Raw genomic sequence first — 16135 nt, 5'->3', positions numbered from 1 at the left:
GGTTCAGCAACTCAACCGCCAGCTGCAACTAACCACTGGGGTAGCTGAACGAGCTCTTCAGCAAAAAGCCCAACCGGGTCCGATTGGTCCTGCGGGTCCTGTGGGGGCTGCTGGACCGAAAGGAGAAAAAGGAGAAAAAGGAGAGCAAGGACTTCAAGGATTACGCGGATTATCAGGAGCGGATGCGGTTTTGGATCCAAAAGTATTAGCACAATTAACGGTTATTCAAACGACTGTACAGGCCAATGGCAATCTTCTTCGACAAAATCAAGGAATTTTAAAGACAACACAAAATTCCTTAAACGCTGTTAACGGTCAAGTACAGCAAGCCGTACGACAGGGAAAAGACCTTCTTGACAAGACCAAAGAGAACTTTGAGAAGATTAGCAAGCGATTTAAATTAGGAGAAGCTCTTAATGCCTTCATTTTAGCCGTTACCATTCATAATGCTCTTCAACTTACTGCCGATATAGGCCGGACATTAGGAAGTGTAGTTGATTTGAGCATGAGAGCTTTAGGGCTAAAAGACCCTGATACAGGCGAAGCTTATAATTTCACAGAGATTTTAGGGAAAAATGCTAAGAGCCTATTAATCTCTATGGTGGGGCAAGAAATGTATGACACAACTGCTAAAACATGGAACAACTTAAATCGAACGTATCGAGCAGTTACTAATTTAGCAGATACTATGATGAGCCTTGTTGATGATCTAGAAAATTTAGTTACTTATACAGCAGGGAATGTTAATATGGTGGCTAATGCTCTTAAAATCATGGTCATTCCTAGGGACGCTTATCGGAACCTCCCTCAAAATGTCAGTTCCGCTGTTGCTAAAGCAAATAGATTGGCTAAACTTAGAAAGGCACTTGAAGAAGGGCAAGAAATTGCACAAAACTTGCAAAATATTGCTCAAAGCGTAGTAGACACTCAAGAAACGATAAAGCAAGGTAAAGAAAACTTTGAAGAATTGCATAAAGCGTTTGGAGAGTTGACAGAAGAGGAAGCTAAGCCTAAGGAAGAAGCTAAAAAGGATTCTCAAGGAGCTGACATTCCTATTGAGAAAACGGAGAAGCAATAAAAGGCTCAGCCTTCATTGTAATCTTTAACCTCTTATTAAGACTCTATACCATGAGTTAGTTATTATGCCTTTACCATCAAATTTTAACCGGACTGAACATCTGCTTTCAGTTTCTAAAAAAGTTCATAATCAATTAGTGAAGGAGTGGTTTAGTGGTCTTCCTGATGACCCTGACATTAATGTGCCAGAATTGAGTGCAAGGCAAGCTGTTCTAATTGATGAAAATGATAGCGTTCTTGAGTACATCCTCAAGATGCACTTGTTTACGTTAATTTACGGGCAAGCTGGTCAGTTAATCCCAGTGATGTATGGATTCCCAGCAACAGAGTTTGTTGAAAGCCATGAAAGAGTCACTAATAAGCCACAACTCAATCTGCTTTTTGACCGTCGGGTATTTAGCGATAAAACTAGACGATTTCGGAGTTACGACATCTCCGAGATTTCAATAAGGCTGTTGGATGAGACATTGCAATCATTTAACGAGACTAAGGCTAAAGCATTGGCACAAAAGGTAGTGTCAACATTTATGAAGCCTACTCCGTTTGTGTGGAAAAAAGGTAAATATACTATTTTGTATAACTATAAAAACGATTATAATAATAGAATTTCTTGTAGAAGTAAAGCAGAAGGGCTAAAAGTATTAAACAAGGTATTAGAAGTCCAGTCTAAGGACTATGATGTTGAATCTATGCGCTTTATTGACCATGACAAATCATACCCTGCTAACCCAGGGACAGAGCGAATTTATGGCAAAACGTTAAGCAAACCCAAATATCGCAAGGAAGTTGACGTAGAACTATCTTTAGCCACTGTCTATTTAGGTAGGCGCGTTAAAGAAGTTGTGCTATATGACCGTCGAGGGCGAAAACGGCAATCTATCTTACGTTGAAAAGACAAAATTTTTTTTTAGACATCCTAGGATATCTAAAAAAAAATTTTCGCTTGATCGCTCAATAGCTTTCCTTAAATCTTCTTGACAGTTCAATTTGAATGTGTTATACAGAAATTATGTTGCAATCTTTTTTTATATGGCTAGAACTTGGATACCTATCAAAGAAGAATTTGTTGAAAAATCTGGGGGAGAAACAACCGGATTAGATGGAACGTATTTTTATACAATGAACTCAAATCTTATTAAATTATGGGGAATAACTGTTGATACAACTGCTACAAGGAGTCTTGTTTTAAATAAAGTTACTAGGAAGCAGCATACTAGAACATCTTATAAAGTATCAGATACTGGAGCTATAACAGCAGATAAAACTATTTCTGTAAGAGAAGTAGTTTATTGGAAACCATCTGGTCAAAGAGTTATTAAAACCGGAACCCCATTAATTCTATCTTTTCAAGCACCTGTAAGTTCAGGAGGGCCAGCAACAGAAACAGCATACATAGATCGAAAAGTTTGGTTTCCAAAAGTTTCTATGGCAGCAATATTAAAGCATATTGAGGCTTTATATACTAGAAATAAGCCTGAAGTAGTAACTACTAAATCAGGAGCATTCTATTTTGTTGGTGATTATAAGAAAGCTATAGATGAACCTGCTAGCGGTGGCTAAATTTAATTTTAAAGGGGTTATTTAATATGCAACTACGCTCTCTTGGCCGAATAACCCCCAATTTTGAATGGCAAGATTTTGAGGATGCAATTAATTTTGATTTAGATATTTTTGTAATTAAATTTCATCCAACCGAATTTTATACTCGTTTTTTCGCATGGCTAGCTTTTAAGTATCCAATCGAAGGGTCAAACATTCGCCATGATTTTTGTCCACTTAAAGTGGCATGGGATTGGCCTCATGTGAAAATCATGCAAAAGCCATTCCCTAACTATATGAAAGATTTAGGAGCTTTAACTAGACTGCCTTCTATTAAGCTTAGTAAACTTCATAGTGAATTGACAACCCCATCAGTATCATTAGAATTACTAGTTTGGCCAGGTGCTACACAATTATCAACCAGAGAGTATTTGCAAATAATTGTAGATCAGAATGACGTATTAGATAGAAAAGTTAGTACGTTACTTGAAGAGTGATCAAATTTTATTTGAATTTTAATAGGATTAAATTATTTTAATTAATAAGTTTTTTTGTATAATTATAAATAAGTGGCCTGGAATACAATCCTGAACTTTAACACGGTAGACTCAACCAGCTGGTTACATAGTGAAAAGACTATTAGCCAGCTTTTTTGTGTAAGTCAAGTAAACCCACCAGATTATGGCCGAATCACTATTAGTCAGCTAATTAGTGATGTCCATAATCAAAAACAATCGTTTCCTGCCTCAATTGACAAATTTTCATTACATTTATCCTATGGGAGTGATGTTCCAAGGACAATAGCCGTTAAAGCACGGTGCATTCAAAAACTTGATGTTCCTTGGGAAATAACATTGCAGCAATTAACTCCTGCTATTGATGATGTTGATAATATATTAATTCAAGTTTTTCAACAGACTAATGCTATTAGGTGGGTAGATTTGCAGTTTGTTAGAACTGAAATTAATCCTGAAGAGCCTACGCTAATTGATACATATTTTTGGGTATCAGTAAATGCTGCTACATCAAACTATGGCATTGGTCAATTTATTACTGATGATGAATTTAACTTATTCCCAAAAATAGTCACGCCATTACAACCTTCGGGGTTTTTTGTTGTATTTACAGGCGTTGATATTGAAACTCGGAAAGTTAGAGTTTTAATTTTAAATTTATGATATGCAGTTATTATGAATCGATTTCAAAAAATCCGTAATATCACTGATTACAATCGATTTTATAAATATTTAAACTTTAAGTTGATAAAGTTTTTATAAAATCGATATGGTTCAAAATTTTGCCCAGCCAGTTAGTTTTGAAGACGTATGGGTTACGGCTGCTCCATCTTATGGAGTTGGGAACCGGGTTATAGTAAGGAGTGAACTTGATGACATTTACCAACAGCTTCTTGATCAAATTGGCGAGGTTCGCAATGAAAGTGAGCAATCTGATCAAGCGGATACAAGTGCTTGGCAAGCGGCTCTTGAAGGATTAAGGACTGATGTTGATTTATTAAGGGAAGGCGGGGCTCGTCAAGTTACTGTTGGCTCTCTCTATTCAACCATTACTGAAGCTCAAGCCTATTTAGCAGGATTAGATTCATCCATTCCAGATGATAGCTATCAGCGCTGTGTGTTGATTTTATCTGGGAATAGCTCCGTTGATGGTATTTATACCATGGATGGTGGTGCTGTAATTAGGGACCCACGGTATGTAGATGCTGCATCATTCAAGTCTGGATTACGAATTTTTGTTGATGACCGCAATGAACAGTATGTGGTTATTGATGATGCTCAACCTATTTCTGCTACTAATCCGGCGGTTGGGCTAGTTAATATTGATCCGTGGACTCGGGTAGAAGAGATTATTGCTCAGTCCCCACTTTTCAAGCGAGCCAATGAAATTGGGCTTAATTTTGATAGTGGTCGATTTGCTGTAGTTGATGGTGAGCTTACTATTTCAGCTAGTTTTCGCCAAGAGATCGAGGCGGTAATTGCAAAGGCTAATGCTAATGAGACAGCTATTGCTGAAGTAAGTGCCCGCGTTACTCAAGCAGAAGCTCGACTAACAGGCACTGAAACTGCCACCTCTGAAAACACTACTGCGATCGCAAGCTTTAATGCTGACGTTGAAAGCTTAGAAGGACGTGTAACCGCTGAAGAACAGGCCAGTCAAGCCCAAGGGCAACAATTAAGCGGCCACGAACTGCGCTTAGGGGCAGCTGAGACTAGCAACACTGAACAAGACCAGAAAATTGGTCAGCATCAGAGTAAGATTACTCAGTTAGAAGCCACTAGTGCTGATTACGGTAATCGCATTACTACTAATGAGTTAACGGTTGGTAATCATACTGGTCGCCTTGCGGTCAATGAAGGGCATATCCAAGACCTTCAAGGAAAGACTGCTGTTAATGAGTCTACTTTAGCCTCTCACAGTACTCAAATTGATGAGCTTAATGCTAAAGCTGCTGAGCTAGCGGCTATTAAGACTCAGGTTGAAGCCAACAAAGCGGATATCCAGGAAGCTGAAGCAGGCTTGGTGGATTTAGAAGCTAATCTCACTGCTCACCGCAATGACCATTTAGCTTTAGCGGCTGAAGTCCAAACTAAACTTGGTACTGATGCACTAATGGCAGCCCTCGAAGCTCATGCTGCTAGTCAAACTAAAACGTTTGTACTAAAAGATGGGTATACTGAGCCATTTACAGATCCAGATACTGGATTGCCTGGAATACTGACTCATTGGGATATTGTCACTGGATTTGGGGATAAAAATTTCCGAGTACTAAGCTATTCCCGTGTTAACGCTCCTCATATTGAAGTGAATGGCTTCATCCGTTCGGAAAGAATTAATGTTGATACTTGCCGAGTTACTATCCAACAACGTGATGCTCAGTATCCTGACAATGAGCTTGATATCACCCTAACTCGGACTTACCCAGTCCCAAACTAATAACGGGGGGATTAACTCGTCCCTCCGTTATGGAAGATTTTGACAACCCATTGCCCGATGTCATTACATCAGAGACGGTGCCTTTCTCTACATCCTTTGGATTAAGATTTAGAGATATTCGTGTGGCGCTTAAACGAGATGGGACATATCGAATCATTGGCCGACAAGCGGTAAATCTTCAAAATGTATATGGTGCTCAGATATTAAGTAACGAAGAGCTTAATGCATTTAGTGAGCCCCCTTACCCTTATCCTACAACTTTAATCAAGGTTGTTCTTCAAAAAGAAGATGGGTACAAAATTGTAGATTATCTAATGGAGGACGGAACTTTGACCATAGTCTAACACTATGGATAATTAACTTGATAGTTAAGGCTAACTTATATTAATTATTAATCTAGTTATTAATTGATTAATATAAGTTTTTATTTGTATTATTAATTTATTTTTTTAAATCTATATAACATCAGTGCTTTGGTATTTCATAAAATATTAATTTAAGCTTTAAAATGGCTATAAAAAACCACAGGTATTCCATGAAAATAATCTGTGGTTTGAACAACTATCATATAGCCTATATTAATCATACTTATTAATGTAGTAATTGGCATCCAAAAAATTACTGACTTATCAAAAGCAATTTACTCAACGGGTTATTAGATTAGCCTCTTGCACAAATTTATCTAGCCATCAAAAATTGATTTTATGTTGGCATTGGCTTGACCAAGTAAACTGGTTTAATAATAAAGCAATTAAATACAAAAACATTTTTTACAGTTTGAAGTTGGTCACAACTGTTAGTAGTATTTTACTCCCTACCTTGCTAGGGCTAGAATTATCTGGATTGTCTGATGACCCTAATTTTGTTGGGGTTATGTTCGTTATCTCTCAGTTAATTGCTTTAGGATTAACTCTTGAAGAAATTATTCAGTCTAAGTTTAAATACATTTTATATCGTAAGACTGCTGAAGACCTGAAACAAGAGGGGTGGTATTTCTTCCAGCTAACAGATGAATATAAAAAATTTACTAGCCATCAATTGGCATTTCCTAAGTTTTGTGAGAATGTTGATTTAATTATTACGGATAATTTAGAGTCTTATATGAATAAAGTTAATAAAATTGATGGCTCATCTGTAAAGCGTTATGAATCTAGTATTGCAGCTCGAATGTCAAAACTTAAGGAAGATAAGTAAGTTAATTTTGTAAGTCTTGTTTTTTTAGCAACGGAGTTTAGATTTTACTTTTAATATGCCTATATCAATAATTATTTCACTTAGATGAGGAGCTTTTAATCCCCCATCTAAGACTGTGTTTACTATGAAATTATCTGATTGATTTAAGAATAACGCTTGCTGGACTAAAGCCAATTTATTTTTTGGAATACGCTTTTTTTTAACCTTCCATTTGTTCTTTAGTCTGGTAGCCCATGTGTAAATTGGGTAAGGGGGTCTGCGAATGCGGCTGGAACTTGTAGAGTCTACTTCATTAGTTAATGGGGGGTTATAGATGTCGATATATCCATGAGCAAAGGGAGGGGCTATATAGTTGAACTGACTGGCATCCCAAGTGTCCACTGGATGTTCACTGGACACTTGGGATGCATCAAGAAGGGGTTCTAGCTCAGTAATTTTGATAGTAGGTGGGAATGTGCCCCATTGCCAGTTGACTGATGCATAGATTATCCCTGTGCGATCGCCAGGCTTGAGAAATATCTTAGTGATAGTCCCAATGGCTTCGTAGCGATCGCAGTAAACTAAGTCGTCAATTTGATAGGAGTACTGGAGGTCTTTCAGGTCAACATAGGGATAGCCGTTGCCAGTATAAGTAATATACAAGGGACAAAATAATGCGTGCTTGAGCGACAACAATTGTTTTACCACTTAAGATTCGGCTAGTCATCCGTCCTGGGTATTTGGGGGGGACTGATAACGATGGCTTGTAGGACGTTTGTAATTCTAATGGAAATTTTGGGATTAATACGCCATTCTCCCAGGCAATGCTTAAAGTATCTTCTTTGGATTGTTCGTTTTCAATTAACATTTCCAACTGCTTCCCCCACCCTCTTGGTTGACCTTTTAGGGTTTCAGGCTCATTAAGGTAGGAAATGATGTACATTCGGAGGCGTTCAACTTGAATGTTAATTAATGCTCCTGATAGCAATATTGGATCAAGAGTTGAATACCCTAGTTTTGTCATTCCTCCTACCCATGCCTTGAGCCCTCGATGCTCAAACCCAATAGGTTGCTCTAAAACCACGTATGAGGGGAGTCCTTCTTCAATACATCGCAAGAATTCTCGGAATAGGGAGGATTGGGAATGGGCTAGCCCCTTACGGGTTCCTGCTTTGCTAGTTCCCCCACAGGGGAATCCCCCGACCATTAGGTTATAGGCTTTGAACTCAGGATGAAATGTTCTAATGTCTTGGGCAAGAATAGGGTGGTCAAAATTGGATTGTAGTACCGCGATCGCAGCTGGGTTATTTTCCAAAGATGTCCAGTTAAACCCCCCAATCTGTTTGGCAGCTAGGGCAAAGCCACCAATTCCAGCGAATGGCTCCCAAGCAGTTAAAGGTGGTAAAGTCATTGTTTTGATTTAGGTGTTTATTTTTGCTGCAACAGAATTACTCTTGGTCTATGGGGGGGTCGGGGTCGCCAATGTCTGTGAGGTCAGGATTGTTTAAGTAGTCTTGTTGAGCAGCATCTGCCTCTTCTTTCATTTTTCTCTCGTACTCGTCACACTGCCACAGTAAAAATTTTCGCCTTTCTGCCGCCCGTCGTAAATCCTCCTCCGTAATTGTTAGAGGCTTCCTCTCCTCTTGCTTTTTGACATAGGTTTCCAACTCCTCCTGTTTGCGGTCAGCTTCCTCGTATAGCTCTCGCATCAGGGGGTTCCTACGAAAATCGGTTAGGGGTTCCTGCCAATTCTCAAGGGTTGTATCAGGATTGGCTTTCTCTGTGTCTGGGACTTTGTCCCATTCATAAATCCGTCCGTTGTCGTAGATCAGCTTCCATATATAAACGCCGTATATAGGGCTTTTACAGAAACTCTTAGTTGCTCGGGGTTGACGTTGCATATATTGAACTAATTCTGGTGGACGGTCATCCCCTAAGTCTCCTACCGGAAACCATGGATGGGACTCATCCTGTCGTGCCACCTTCTGAGGCTCGTATTCTGCATTCTCTACCACAGGTCCATTACGCAGGGATGAAATCAGTAGGCCAGCAGGTACCTCACACCAGCCTGCTTTAATGCCTCGTTCAACTCGCTCGATCGCATAATCCCAATTTTGGGGATACCGACCGATCCACTCCTTGACTTTTTGATAATCGATGTTGCACGTGACCAGCCGATTTAGCATCCTTCTCGGATCGGGGATGTTTGAGGGGATGTTTAATTTTGCCCATTCCTCGCGTTCTAGTATTACTTCTTTAGTGGATCTAGGAGTAATAGATGATGTGGCCATTTTGTCCACCTGAGCCTGGCCATTTTGTCCACTTTCAGGTGGACAATCTGTCCGTGTCGATGTGGCCATTTTGTCCACAAGGCTGTAGTAAGAGGTTTGGTTCCACGACTTCCGCATTAAGTTGCTCTTGAGAACCATGCCTTTATCTATTAATGCCTTGATGGCTCGGCGGATGGTTCGCTCAGACCAAAACCGCAAGTCATCAGCTATTTCAGCGTAGGTTTTAGGGAACCACTCTTTTTTGTCGTGGAATTCAATGTCATTGTTGTTGGCTTGCCGGTAGTAGTAATGCAGCTGGTTGTAAACCGCCGCCTCGGCAGGAGAACCGAGATCAAGATCCCGGTCAAGTGGAAGTAATGCAACTCTGTCGGATACAATCATAGTCTGGCACTCCTTGTGTCTGGCTATTGATGTTGGGGGACAATGAAGAGCACTCTGTAAATGGCTCTTACAAGCTCATTGTAAGCTCTTTTGCCTTCCCCTATTTCTTGACAATGTTTACCCTTTTGTGACTGCCGTTAGTTGCTGGGCGATTGAGCGCAGATTAGGTTATGGGAGACCGACTGCTGCAATTTGGTCGATGCAACTTGAGGCTGGTCATTTTTTTATGGTTAATTACATCAAGTTGATTTAATTTTGATAGAGGCTCGTTAGTTGACTTTGGAAAGACTGATGGCCTCTCCGGCAAAGGCTAAGGATTTAAGCTTGCAAGTTACGGGTTTTTAGCCGAGCATATAAATGTGCTACTATAACTGTACTTATTTTTTATCATGCCAAACCAATATACTTCTAATGGCAACGCTCCCATTAGAAGTGATGTCACCATTTCAGGAGTTGTTCATATTGATTATGTGGATAGAGTTGATTGGTTTATGCGTAAGCATAACTTAACCCCCCAAGAATTCTTTGATTTGGTGGTCATGTCCCTGTTTGATCAAGAAAGGAATAAATCTGTCAATGTGGATGCCTATAGGCGAAAAACATTAATAGGGAAAGCTAATCGGCCTTGACTAACAAGGGAGATTGAACATATATCAAACTCAAGGCTTTTGGCCACGGTTTACTCGGTCACTTATTAACTCAAAGCTTTGAATTAATAAAGTTTAAATTGAGTTTAGAATAATTGGAAAATTATTGAGTAAAGTCTTGGGAGGTATGGTAGTATAAAAATACTGAAGGGAAATAATCATAAGCGGTTTCCCTTCAGAAACTTTATCGAACTATACCTATGATATCTCAAAAGACTACATCCCGGGTGCAGCAGTGTGATCTTGACTGGCATCGCGGCCATGAAGATGGATTTTCAGGAATATCTAAACCTGATTGCTGCTCATTTCCTAATCCAGGGTGTACTGTAAAATGTCCTTACTTTCAAGGCTTTCTTCATGGCTACTATGTAGCTCATGAGTTTTTGCCGCCAGTTAGCAAAATGGATTGATAAATCTGGACTTAGTCAACAGTTTTTAGCTTTTGATGGCGAAGGCTGCTGGCTAAGCCCAGTTTTTTATTTTGCTGTAGACAATTTACACCGAAATGAAGTAAAGTGATTGGTTATCGCTACTCGATGCTCATTTCACCGCAAAAGGTTTTAACTTAACCGCAGTTAATAGCCAAATTAAAACTACACATAATTTGGCCTACTTATGGTTATAAAAAAAACAAAAATGACAACAATTGTTTCTCAAATCAATCAAGAGCAGTCAACTAGCTGCATTGAGCTTGAAGAGGCCATTTTAAGTGGAATTCTTCAATTTTCTGAGTTAAGCAAAGAAATTCTCCCACTTCTAGAAGTGGAGGATTTCTTCCACGGAATGCATCAAAGCATTTTTGAGATTTGCATTTTATTGTACAATGAAGCTGTTCCAATTGATATTTATATTGTAGCAGATTCTCTAGATAAGCATCAAATAATTGACAAATCTAAAGCGATTTTGTTTTTGAAAAGATTAGTAACCGAACACTTTTTTTCTGGTGTTAATGTTGATGCGTATGTTAAGCGCATTAAGGATGCTCACCGTCGCCGTCAATTGGTTAATGCCGCTTATCGCATTAACCAATTGGCTACTAATAATACATTGGACTTGGAACGGATTTATGATGAGTCTGAACAAAGTCTGTTTGGCGTGACTCGTATGGATATTTCGACGGATTTAAAATCTGTTAATGAACTTGTCCCTGGCTATTTAGAACGGTTTGATGCCCGCTATGAATCTCAACTAAATAACCCTCGTGCCACTGGGTTCCCTAGCTTTAATAATAAATTCGGCTCCTTTCGGCCAGGTCAGTTTATTGTTGTTGGCGCTCGCCCATCCATAGGCAAAACAAGTTTTGCTTTAAACGTTGCTCGTGCGATCGCAAACCGGATGCCAGTCTTTATTTTTAGCTTGGAGATGAGTCGGGATCAAGTAATGGATCGATTGATATCTGCTGATGCAGAGATAGCTTCCACCAGTCTTGCGCTGGGGAAACTGACCAAAGAGGAAAGCCAGCGGTTTTTGTCTACCGTCGCCAATATCCGTAAGCTCCCGATCCATATCAATTATCATCCTGGCATTAGCATTCAAACAATATGCGCGCTATCCCGGGGGCTGCAATCACGAATTGGGGAGCTCGGGCTAATTGTGATTGATTACCTACAGCTTCTTGGTGGCGGTGACCATCCTAATCGGGTGCAGGAATTAGCTCAGTTTTCTCGCGCCCTAAGGGCACTGGCTCAAGAATTGTGCGCCCCAGTAATGTTGGTGTCCCAGCTCAACCGAGAGGTTGAAGCTCGCAAAGACAAACGTCCCATGATGTCTGACCTCAAATATTGCGGGGCACTGGAGCAGGACGCTGATATGGTCATAATGCTGTACCGGGACAAATACTATCACCCTAAGTCTTTGGATGGGGATTTGGCTGAGGTTCTGGTGACTAAAAATCGTAATGGCCCTGTGGGGATGGTTAACTTACAGTTTGACGGGGAGCACACTCGATTTTTAGAGCCCTCCCAGCGTGCTAAGTCATCTTTTGAGCGAAAGCATGACAGCTTCTGAGCCTCCGTTGGGGTAGTCAAAGCATTAAAATTTTGACTACCACTAGTGTTGGCAGCTGTACCCCCCCCACTTTTTGTTTCATAACTTCTCTTTTCTCCTTAATGCCCACAGCCTCCAAAACAATTCCTTTGGGGGCTGTGGGCATTACTTACTTGTAGTACACAAGGGTTATTGCTTTACCTACACTTACAGCAGGCTTTGGAGACTGTGGGCATTAGGCCGTGGTTAGCATTTCTTCTTTCCAGTGTTTAAAAACTCGAACAGCTTCGTCAATTGTTAAGTAACATCCACTGTAGTGGTCTATGTCATCAGACCAAGATTCCCCTACCCAATAGACATCGTGGTAGGGGTCAAAATAAATGACCAGTTCCCCTTGCCACTCTTCATGGCGTAACCATTCTTGTGCCCGCACCCATTCTTCTCGGTAATGAAAACTATCTGCCCTCGTTTTATTTAAAACTTGCTCTATGTTGTCAGCTATCATTGCTTGGTACATTTGAGCTGCCGCCAAGGTTTTTACGACTTGAGGGTAGAATAGTGATTTGTAATGCCAACACGCCTCATCACTTATTCCTGTCAGAAATAGGTAGTATTGGATATCATTTCCGTCATCTGTAGGGATTACTCCCAATGCCACATTGGCATCTACAGTCAACACTTCAATGATTGAGCTTTTCCTGGCTCGGAATGACCTGTAAACTAATGCGATTCCTTCCAGCTCTTCTTCCGATATACAGAAGAGTTGCCCCACAGCTTTGTATGCACCATCTGGAGTTAGGAAGCACCCTGCATACTGACGTAGATGGGCACTGTTAGAATATCGATTCTCTATTTCAAAGAACCGATAAATGTCACTCACCCCATTACGAGTTGTAGGGTCATGGGCTCCGCCCCAGTACACGCAATACAATGGATCATAGTAGACTGCCGCTAGTGTGCTTTCAATGAGTTCAGCGCACTCCCAATTAAACCGATTTGCCCAGCTCTGCTTTTCCAGCCCCAGAATCCGCAGATAAGCATTCTGGGTATCTTCTATCAGAAATTCCATGGCTTCATCCATGGATTCAAAAATTTGATTAGTATTTTCAAGTCGTACATAGTGAATGTCATCACCTTGCTTTACGACCTTTAAAAGTGCTTCAGTACTATAACTCATTTTAGACTCTACTATTAGCTGCTTCTAGGGTTTGCTACTAACTGCTTACGACTACTTCAAGTTATCCAAGTAACTTGAAGTAGTCGAGGGGTTTGCTGCGAATGACAAACTAGGATTTCTTTATGCCCTATTCGTTGTCTAGAGCATCCCCCTCAGGGACATAAATAGCGATGTTTGCTACGTCGTAGTCAGGCTTTTTAAGAGTCGGTTCACTGCTGTTGAAAGCTTCGATTGCTTCCAAATAACCCGACATCAAATCCCGCCATATTTGACTAAATTCTAAAAGAAATTGTGCTCCTGCTCGGGAATTACCGGGATGTAGTCCGTTATTTTCTTTAAGAGCCCATAAGCAGGCTCTGTGGGTTGGTTTGTCAATGAGCTTAAGCCAGTTGTAGCCATACTCGTCATCCCTTTGGACAGGGCTGCCACTTAAAGGGCTGTAGTACCATGGAGTTCCCTTGTCCCCAGTAGAGACTTTTTTGATAGCTGCTTCCTCTTCCATTAATGCCAAACATTTAGTGGCTGTTTCTATTAAATATTCTGCTAGTTCAATAGCTTCATTCTGTGGCATAGAAAATTTTTGGACAAAAAACATTGCTACTCCAAATTCGTTTATTGCCACTAATGGAGTTAGTCTATAATGACTAAAAACGGCTTTTACCCGTGATATAACGAAGGATGGGGTTCCATATTCTTGAGCTAATAAATCTAGGAGCTTTTTGATGTCTACAGAGCGTTTCATAGATGTGATCTACCTTTTTTGATTTAATGAATGGGAAAAGGAGGGGGGGAGCCACGGACTGGCTAGCAGGTTGAGACTTCTCCTGTATAGGGCGGGGACACTGCCCGAAACCAATGGCAAGGGAATCCATGCATAGCTGCCATAGCCTCTGGGCTTAATTGCCATGGGGAGGGGATGAGTTCATTTGTCTTGAACCATCTTTCGCATTCGGTTATTCCTCCTGGCTGTACCCCAGGGCTCCCTTCGCAAGCGGTGAGAGTGGGGAGCATTAACACTTGAGTTTTTTTGATCTTGGTGATCAGGTGTAGGGTATTTCGGGATGTGGCTATACTGCTGAGTATGGTTTCCCAAATTGAATCTTCTACGTAGCTCTCTAGCTCCTCAATGCTTAGTTGCCAAACTTCCTTTCCCCTTGCTTGGGAGGGGGTCTTCTGAGGATTTGATGAATTACTGACTTTATTAGGCTTGTTCTTGGTAGACTTAGCCGGATGGCCGCAGTTAGCAAATTGGTGATGGTCACTTGGGTCAATGATTAGAAAATTGATTTCTAACTGGATAGGAGGGTTTGGATGGCCATGCTGTGCCCCTATTTTCGTTTTGATTAAATGGCTGATGCCACTTTTGGCTAAAGACTTAGAGGCTTGAGGTTGGCCGGTCGGACAGTTTTTGGACGATTTTTGACTGGATTTTGACCGGTCGGATAACGAGAAGGGGGGAGGGTTGCCTGATAGTAATTCCAGTTGTTGGAAATTTGGCGATGAATTAGCTGGGAGCTTTCGTTTCATAGTAGAATAATTGAACTTTGTAATTTGTCCGGTTACACTTGAAAAATGTTTGTGGTAACCTTGCGCAAACCTGGCATGATATGCTTTGCCAGGTTTGTTTTTTTTTGAACTTTTAGCCCACTTTTTATTTATTGACCTGGTCTAACCTTTCATTCATGATCAAAAAGAGGCCGGTGGGAAAATTACAAAAATACCCTAGTTCACCCCCAAAGCTAAATTGAACTAGCCCTTGCTGATTAACCCAACATATTTTTGCGAATAATTTGCTTAGGTGGCCTAACGCCTCTTCAATCTCCGGGGTTTCATCCCTATTGTCATCAGACGCAAACATAAAGATTGAAGTAGCGGTATTTTCTTTTTCGTTGACATCAAAGAAACTTGATATGGTGGGAGTTTCTTCTAAGTTTAGTAACAAATGCATGTCTATCTTGGCGGATGGAATTATTGGAGCTATTTTGATTCTTGACATAGAACGAGGTAATAAACCATGTGAAGCACTGTCTTTAGGGAGATAATGATCTAAGCTAATTCCTCTACGGTCATGCGTCGTATCCCCAATACTAATTATGTATTCTCCTTTGAGGCTACCCTGAAAGAAATAGATAATTTTTAATTTCTTGATGGAATTATTTTCATCTATTAGATTACAAGGATGGTTGTTTCCATAAAATGGGTCTAGCTTTTTACTCTTCTTTTTTCTACTCATTTGATTTACCTTTTAATTCCAGGATTTGTAGAACTACGTAAAAAACAGCTAGCTGTGTCCCTATAGTTATAATGTTACCATTATCTGTTGTAATTTGATGCACCACAGCTTGATTTTCTTCTTGCAGGAACAAGCTATTAGTGATAGCCTCGCAAATTTGGTCTTTTGTTGAACCTGGCATCAGCACTAAAGAATCGTCGATGCTCGTCCAAATAAGTCGGGGCTCAAAGGTTTTGAATTGTCGGATAGTGTGGCCATTGACGATTAAGGAATTATGCGAAATTGGAGTTTCCATAAGACTTGGTTGTGCGATCGCAGGATTGAAAGAGCTATTTGTTAAGATTGGTACCACTTCTCTTTGAGAAACTGCTGGGTAATCTTCTCGCCTTTTTTATCCCCACAGTTAGGGTAAAGGCGGGTACGGAATTCTTCCTCTACAGCTTCCGCTTCTCCTTTAATAAAGACCTTTGCATTGCTTGGGTCATCCACAGGGAACACCCTAAATTCTACTGGAATATCTATACTGTCTTCCTCGTATATACCGTAAGGGCATTTACCAGTTTCAACTGTCTTTACTTCTATGTCATAGTCGTATTCCATGTTATCAAGAAAAGCCAAGATTTTACTGAGCATTGCTTTCATCATTGAGTGAAGGGTTTGTTTTTTTTAGAGGGCAGAG

The 16135-nt window shown here is 40.4% G+C and carries 19 protein-coding genes; 10 read left to right on the top strand and 9 right to left on the bottom strand.

The genetic code is table 11. From position 1 onward, the window contains the following. The 8 genes from F6K63_RS30830 to F6K63_RS30795 form a co-directional block, all read left to right on the top strand. Positions 1-1078 (top strand): collagen-like triple helix repeat-containing protein (locus tag F6K63_RS30830; RefSeq protein WP_287314121.1); only part of this gene is annotated, 1078 nt, incomplete at its 5' end. A 64-nt stretch (positions 1079-1142) separates the two neighbouring features. Further along, positions 1143-1967 (top strand): hypothetical protein, encoded by an 825-nt coding sequence (locus F6K63_RS30825; RefSeq protein WP_287314120.1) that lies wholly within the window; start codon positions 1143-1145, stop codon positions 1965-1967. A 139-nt stretch (positions 1968-2106) separates the two neighbouring features. Continuing rightward, complete coding sequence (locus F6K63_RS30820; RefSeq protein ID WP_287314119.1) at positions 2107-2637, top strand: hypothetical protein; 531 nt, start codon at positions 2107-2109, stop codon at positions 2635-2637. Positions 2638-2663: 26 nt separating this feature from the next. Next, positions 2664-3113, top strand: a complete 450-nt coding sequence (locus F6K63_RS30815; protein ID WP_287314118.1) for a hypothetical protein — start codon at positions 2664-2666, stop codon at positions 3111-3113. A gap of 72 nt (positions 3114-3185) precedes the next feature. After that, entirely contained in the window at positions 3186-3794 is a 609-nt protein-coding gene (locus F6K63_RS30810) for a hypothetical protein (protein WP_287314117.1), read from the top strand. A gap of 106 nt (positions 3795-3900) precedes the next feature. After that, positions 3901-5568, top strand: a complete 1668-nt coding sequence (locus F6K63_RS30805; RefSeq protein ID WP_287314116.1) for a coiled-coil domain-containing protein — start codon at positions 3901-3903, stop codon at positions 5566-5568. 29 nt (positions 5569-5597) lie between these two features. Then, a complete protein-coding gene (locus tag F6K63_RS30800; RefSeq protein WP_287314115.1) occupies positions 5598-5912 on the top strand; it encodes a hypothetical protein in 315 nt (104 codons plus the stop codon). Positions 5913-6171: 259 nt separating this feature from the next. Continuing rightward, positions 6172-6762 carry a DUF4231 domain-containing protein gene (locus tag F6K63_RS30795; RefSeq protein WP_287314114.1) on the top strand — a complete coding sequence of 197 codons (591 nt, stop codon included), beginning with the start codon at positions 6172-6174 and terminating at the stop codon, positions 6760-6762. Between the two features lie 24 nt (positions 6763-6786). On the opposite strand, the gene F6K63_RS30790 is transcribed toward F6K63_RS30795, so the two are convergent. The 3 genes from F6K63_RS30790 to F6K63_RS30780 are packed head-to-tail and all read right to left on the bottom strand — an operon-like array spanning position 6787 to position 9413. Beyond that, positions 6787-7404 (bottom strand): hypothetical protein, encoded by a 618-nt coding sequence (locus tag F6K63_RS30790; protein ID WP_287314112.1) that lies wholly within the window; start codon positions 7402-7404, stop codon positions 6787-6789. Further along, positions 7364-8152, bottom strand: coding sequence for a DNA cytosine methyltransferase (locus F6K63_RS30785; protein ID WP_287314111.1), 789 nt, complete (start codon positions 8150-8152; stop codon positions 7364-7366). The genes F6K63_RS30790 and F6K63_RS30785 overlap by 41 nt, the downstream gene beginning before the upstream one ends. Before the next feature lie 37 nt (positions 8153-8189). Continuing rightward, positions 8190-9413 (bottom strand): hypothetical protein, encoded by a 1224-nt coding sequence (locus tag F6K63_RS30780; RefSeq protein WP_287314110.1) that lies wholly within the window; start codon positions 9411-9413, stop codon positions 8190-8192. A gap of 389 nt (positions 9414-9802) precedes the next feature. Here F6K63_RS30780 and F6K63_RS30775 point away from each other — a divergent pair, with 389 nt between their 5' ends. Next, on the top strand, positions 9803-10042 hold the full coding sequence (locus F6K63_RS30775) for a hypothetical protein (RefSeq protein ID WP_287314109.1): 240 nt from the start codon (positions 9803-9805) through the stop codon (positions 10040-10042). 654 nt (positions 10043-10696) lie between these two features. Then, positions 10697-12067: a replicative DNA helicase gene (gene dnaB, locus F6K63_RS30770; RefSeq protein WP_287314108.1), complete on the top strand. Its 1371-nt coding sequence runs from the start codon at positions 10697-10699 to the stop codon at positions 12065-12067. Between the two features lie 214 nt (positions 12068-12281). Here the strand turns inward: dnaB and F6K63_RS30765 are convergent, their stop codons facing one another. The 6 genes from F6K63_RS30765 to F6K63_RS30740 form a co-directional block, all read right to left on the bottom strand. Next, positions 12282-13223 carry a hypothetical protein gene (locus F6K63_RS30765; protein ID WP_287314106.1) on the bottom strand — a complete coding sequence of 314 codons (942 nt, stop codon included), beginning with the start codon at positions 13221-13223 and terminating at the stop codon, positions 12282-12284. A gap of 127 nt (positions 13224-13350) precedes the next feature. Next, positions 13351-13965, bottom strand: a complete 615-nt coding sequence (locus F6K63_RS30760; RefSeq protein WP_287314104.1) for a hypothetical protein — start codon at positions 13963-13965, stop codon at positions 13351-13353. 62 nt (positions 13966-14027) lie between these two features. Further along, positions 14028-14750, bottom strand: coding sequence for a hypothetical protein (locus F6K63_RS30755; RefSeq protein WP_287314103.1), 723 nt, complete (start codon positions 14748-14750; stop codon positions 14028-14030). Positions 14751-14874: 124 nt separating this feature from the next. Further along, positions 14875-15456 (bottom strand): hypothetical protein, encoded by a 582-nt coding sequence (locus F6K63_RS30750; RefSeq protein ID WP_287314102.1) that lies wholly within the window; start codon positions 15454-15456, stop codon positions 14875-14877. Then, positions 15449-15751, bottom strand: a complete 303-nt coding sequence (locus F6K63_RS30745; protein WP_287314101.1) for a hypothetical protein — start codon at positions 15749-15751, stop codon at positions 15449-15451. The genes F6K63_RS30750 and F6K63_RS30745 overlap by 8 nt, the downstream gene beginning before the upstream one ends. Positions 15752-15792: 41 nt before the next feature. Next, complete coding sequence (locus tag F6K63_RS30740; protein ID WP_287314099.1) at positions 15793-16101, bottom strand: hypothetical protein; 309 nt, start codon at positions 16099-16101, stop codon at positions 15793-15795. Positions 16102-16135 lie beyond the last annotated feature (34 nt).

Origin of the sequence: Moorena sp. SIO1G6 (assembly GCF_010672795.1) — a bacterium.
Lineage (GTDB): Bacteria > Cyanobacteriota > Cyanobacteriia > Cyanobacteriales > Coleofasciculaceae > Moorena > Moorena producens.
This window is presented reverse-complemented; position numbering and strand designations above follow the sequence as displayed.

Coding starts and splice junctions, on each gene's coding strand:
- F6K63_RS30825 (WP_287314120.1), top strand. CDS start 1,143: ATGCCTTTACCATCAAATTTTAACCGGACTGAACATCTGCTTTCAGTT.
- F6K63_RS30820 (WP_287314119.1), top strand. CDS start 2,107: ATGGCTAGAACTTGGATACCTATCAAAGAAGAATTTGTTGAAAAATCT.
- F6K63_RS30815 (WP_287314118.1), top strand. CDS start 2,664: ATGCAACTACGCTCTCTTGGCCGAATAACCCCCAATTTTGAATGGCAA.
- F6K63_RS30805 (WP_287314116.1), top strand. CDS start 3,901: ATGGTTCAAAATTTTGCCCAGCCAGTTAGTTTTGAAGACGTATGGGTT.
- F6K63_RS30800 (WP_287314115.1), top strand. CDS start 5,598: ATGGAAGATTTTGACAACCCATTGCCCGATGTCATTACATCAGAGACG.
- F6K63_RS30785 (WP_287314111.1), bottom strand. CDS start 8,152: ATGACTTTACCACCTTTAACTGCTTGGGAGCCATTCGCTGGAATTGGT.
- F6K63_RS30780 (WP_287314110.1), bottom strand. CDS start 9,413: ATGATTGTATCCGACAGAGTTGCATTACTTCCACTTGACCGGGATCTT.
- F6K63_RS30775 (WP_287314109.1), top strand. CDS start 9,803: ATGCCAAACCAATATACTTCTAATGGCAACGCTCCCATTAGAAGTGAT.
- dnaB (WP_287314108.1), top strand. CDS start 10,697: ATGACAACAATTGTTTCTCAAATCAATCAAGAGCAGTCAACTAGCTGC.
- F6K63_RS30765 (WP_287314106.1), bottom strand. CDS start 13,223: ATGAGTTATAGTACTGAAGCACTTTTAAAGGTCGTAAAGCAAGGTGAT.
- F6K63_RS30760 (WP_287314104.1), bottom strand. CDS start 13,965: ATGAAACGCTCTGTAGACATCAAAAAGCTCCTAGATTTATTAGCTCAA.
- F6K63_RS30755 (WP_287314103.1), bottom strand. CDS start 14,750: ATGAAACGAAAGCTCCCAGCTAATTCATCGCCAAATTTCCAACAACTG.
- F6K63_RS30750 (WP_287314102.1), bottom strand. CDS start 15,456: ATGAGTAGAAAAAAGAAGAGTAAAAAGCTAGACCCATTTTATGGAAAC.
- F6K63_RS30745 (WP_287314101.1), bottom strand. CDS start 15,751: ATGGAAACTCCAATTTCGCATAATTCCTTAATCGTCAATGGCCACACT.
- F6K63_RS30740 (WP_287314099.1), bottom strand. CDS start 16,101: ATGATGAAAGCAATGCTCAGTAAAATCTTGGCTTTTCTTGATAACATG.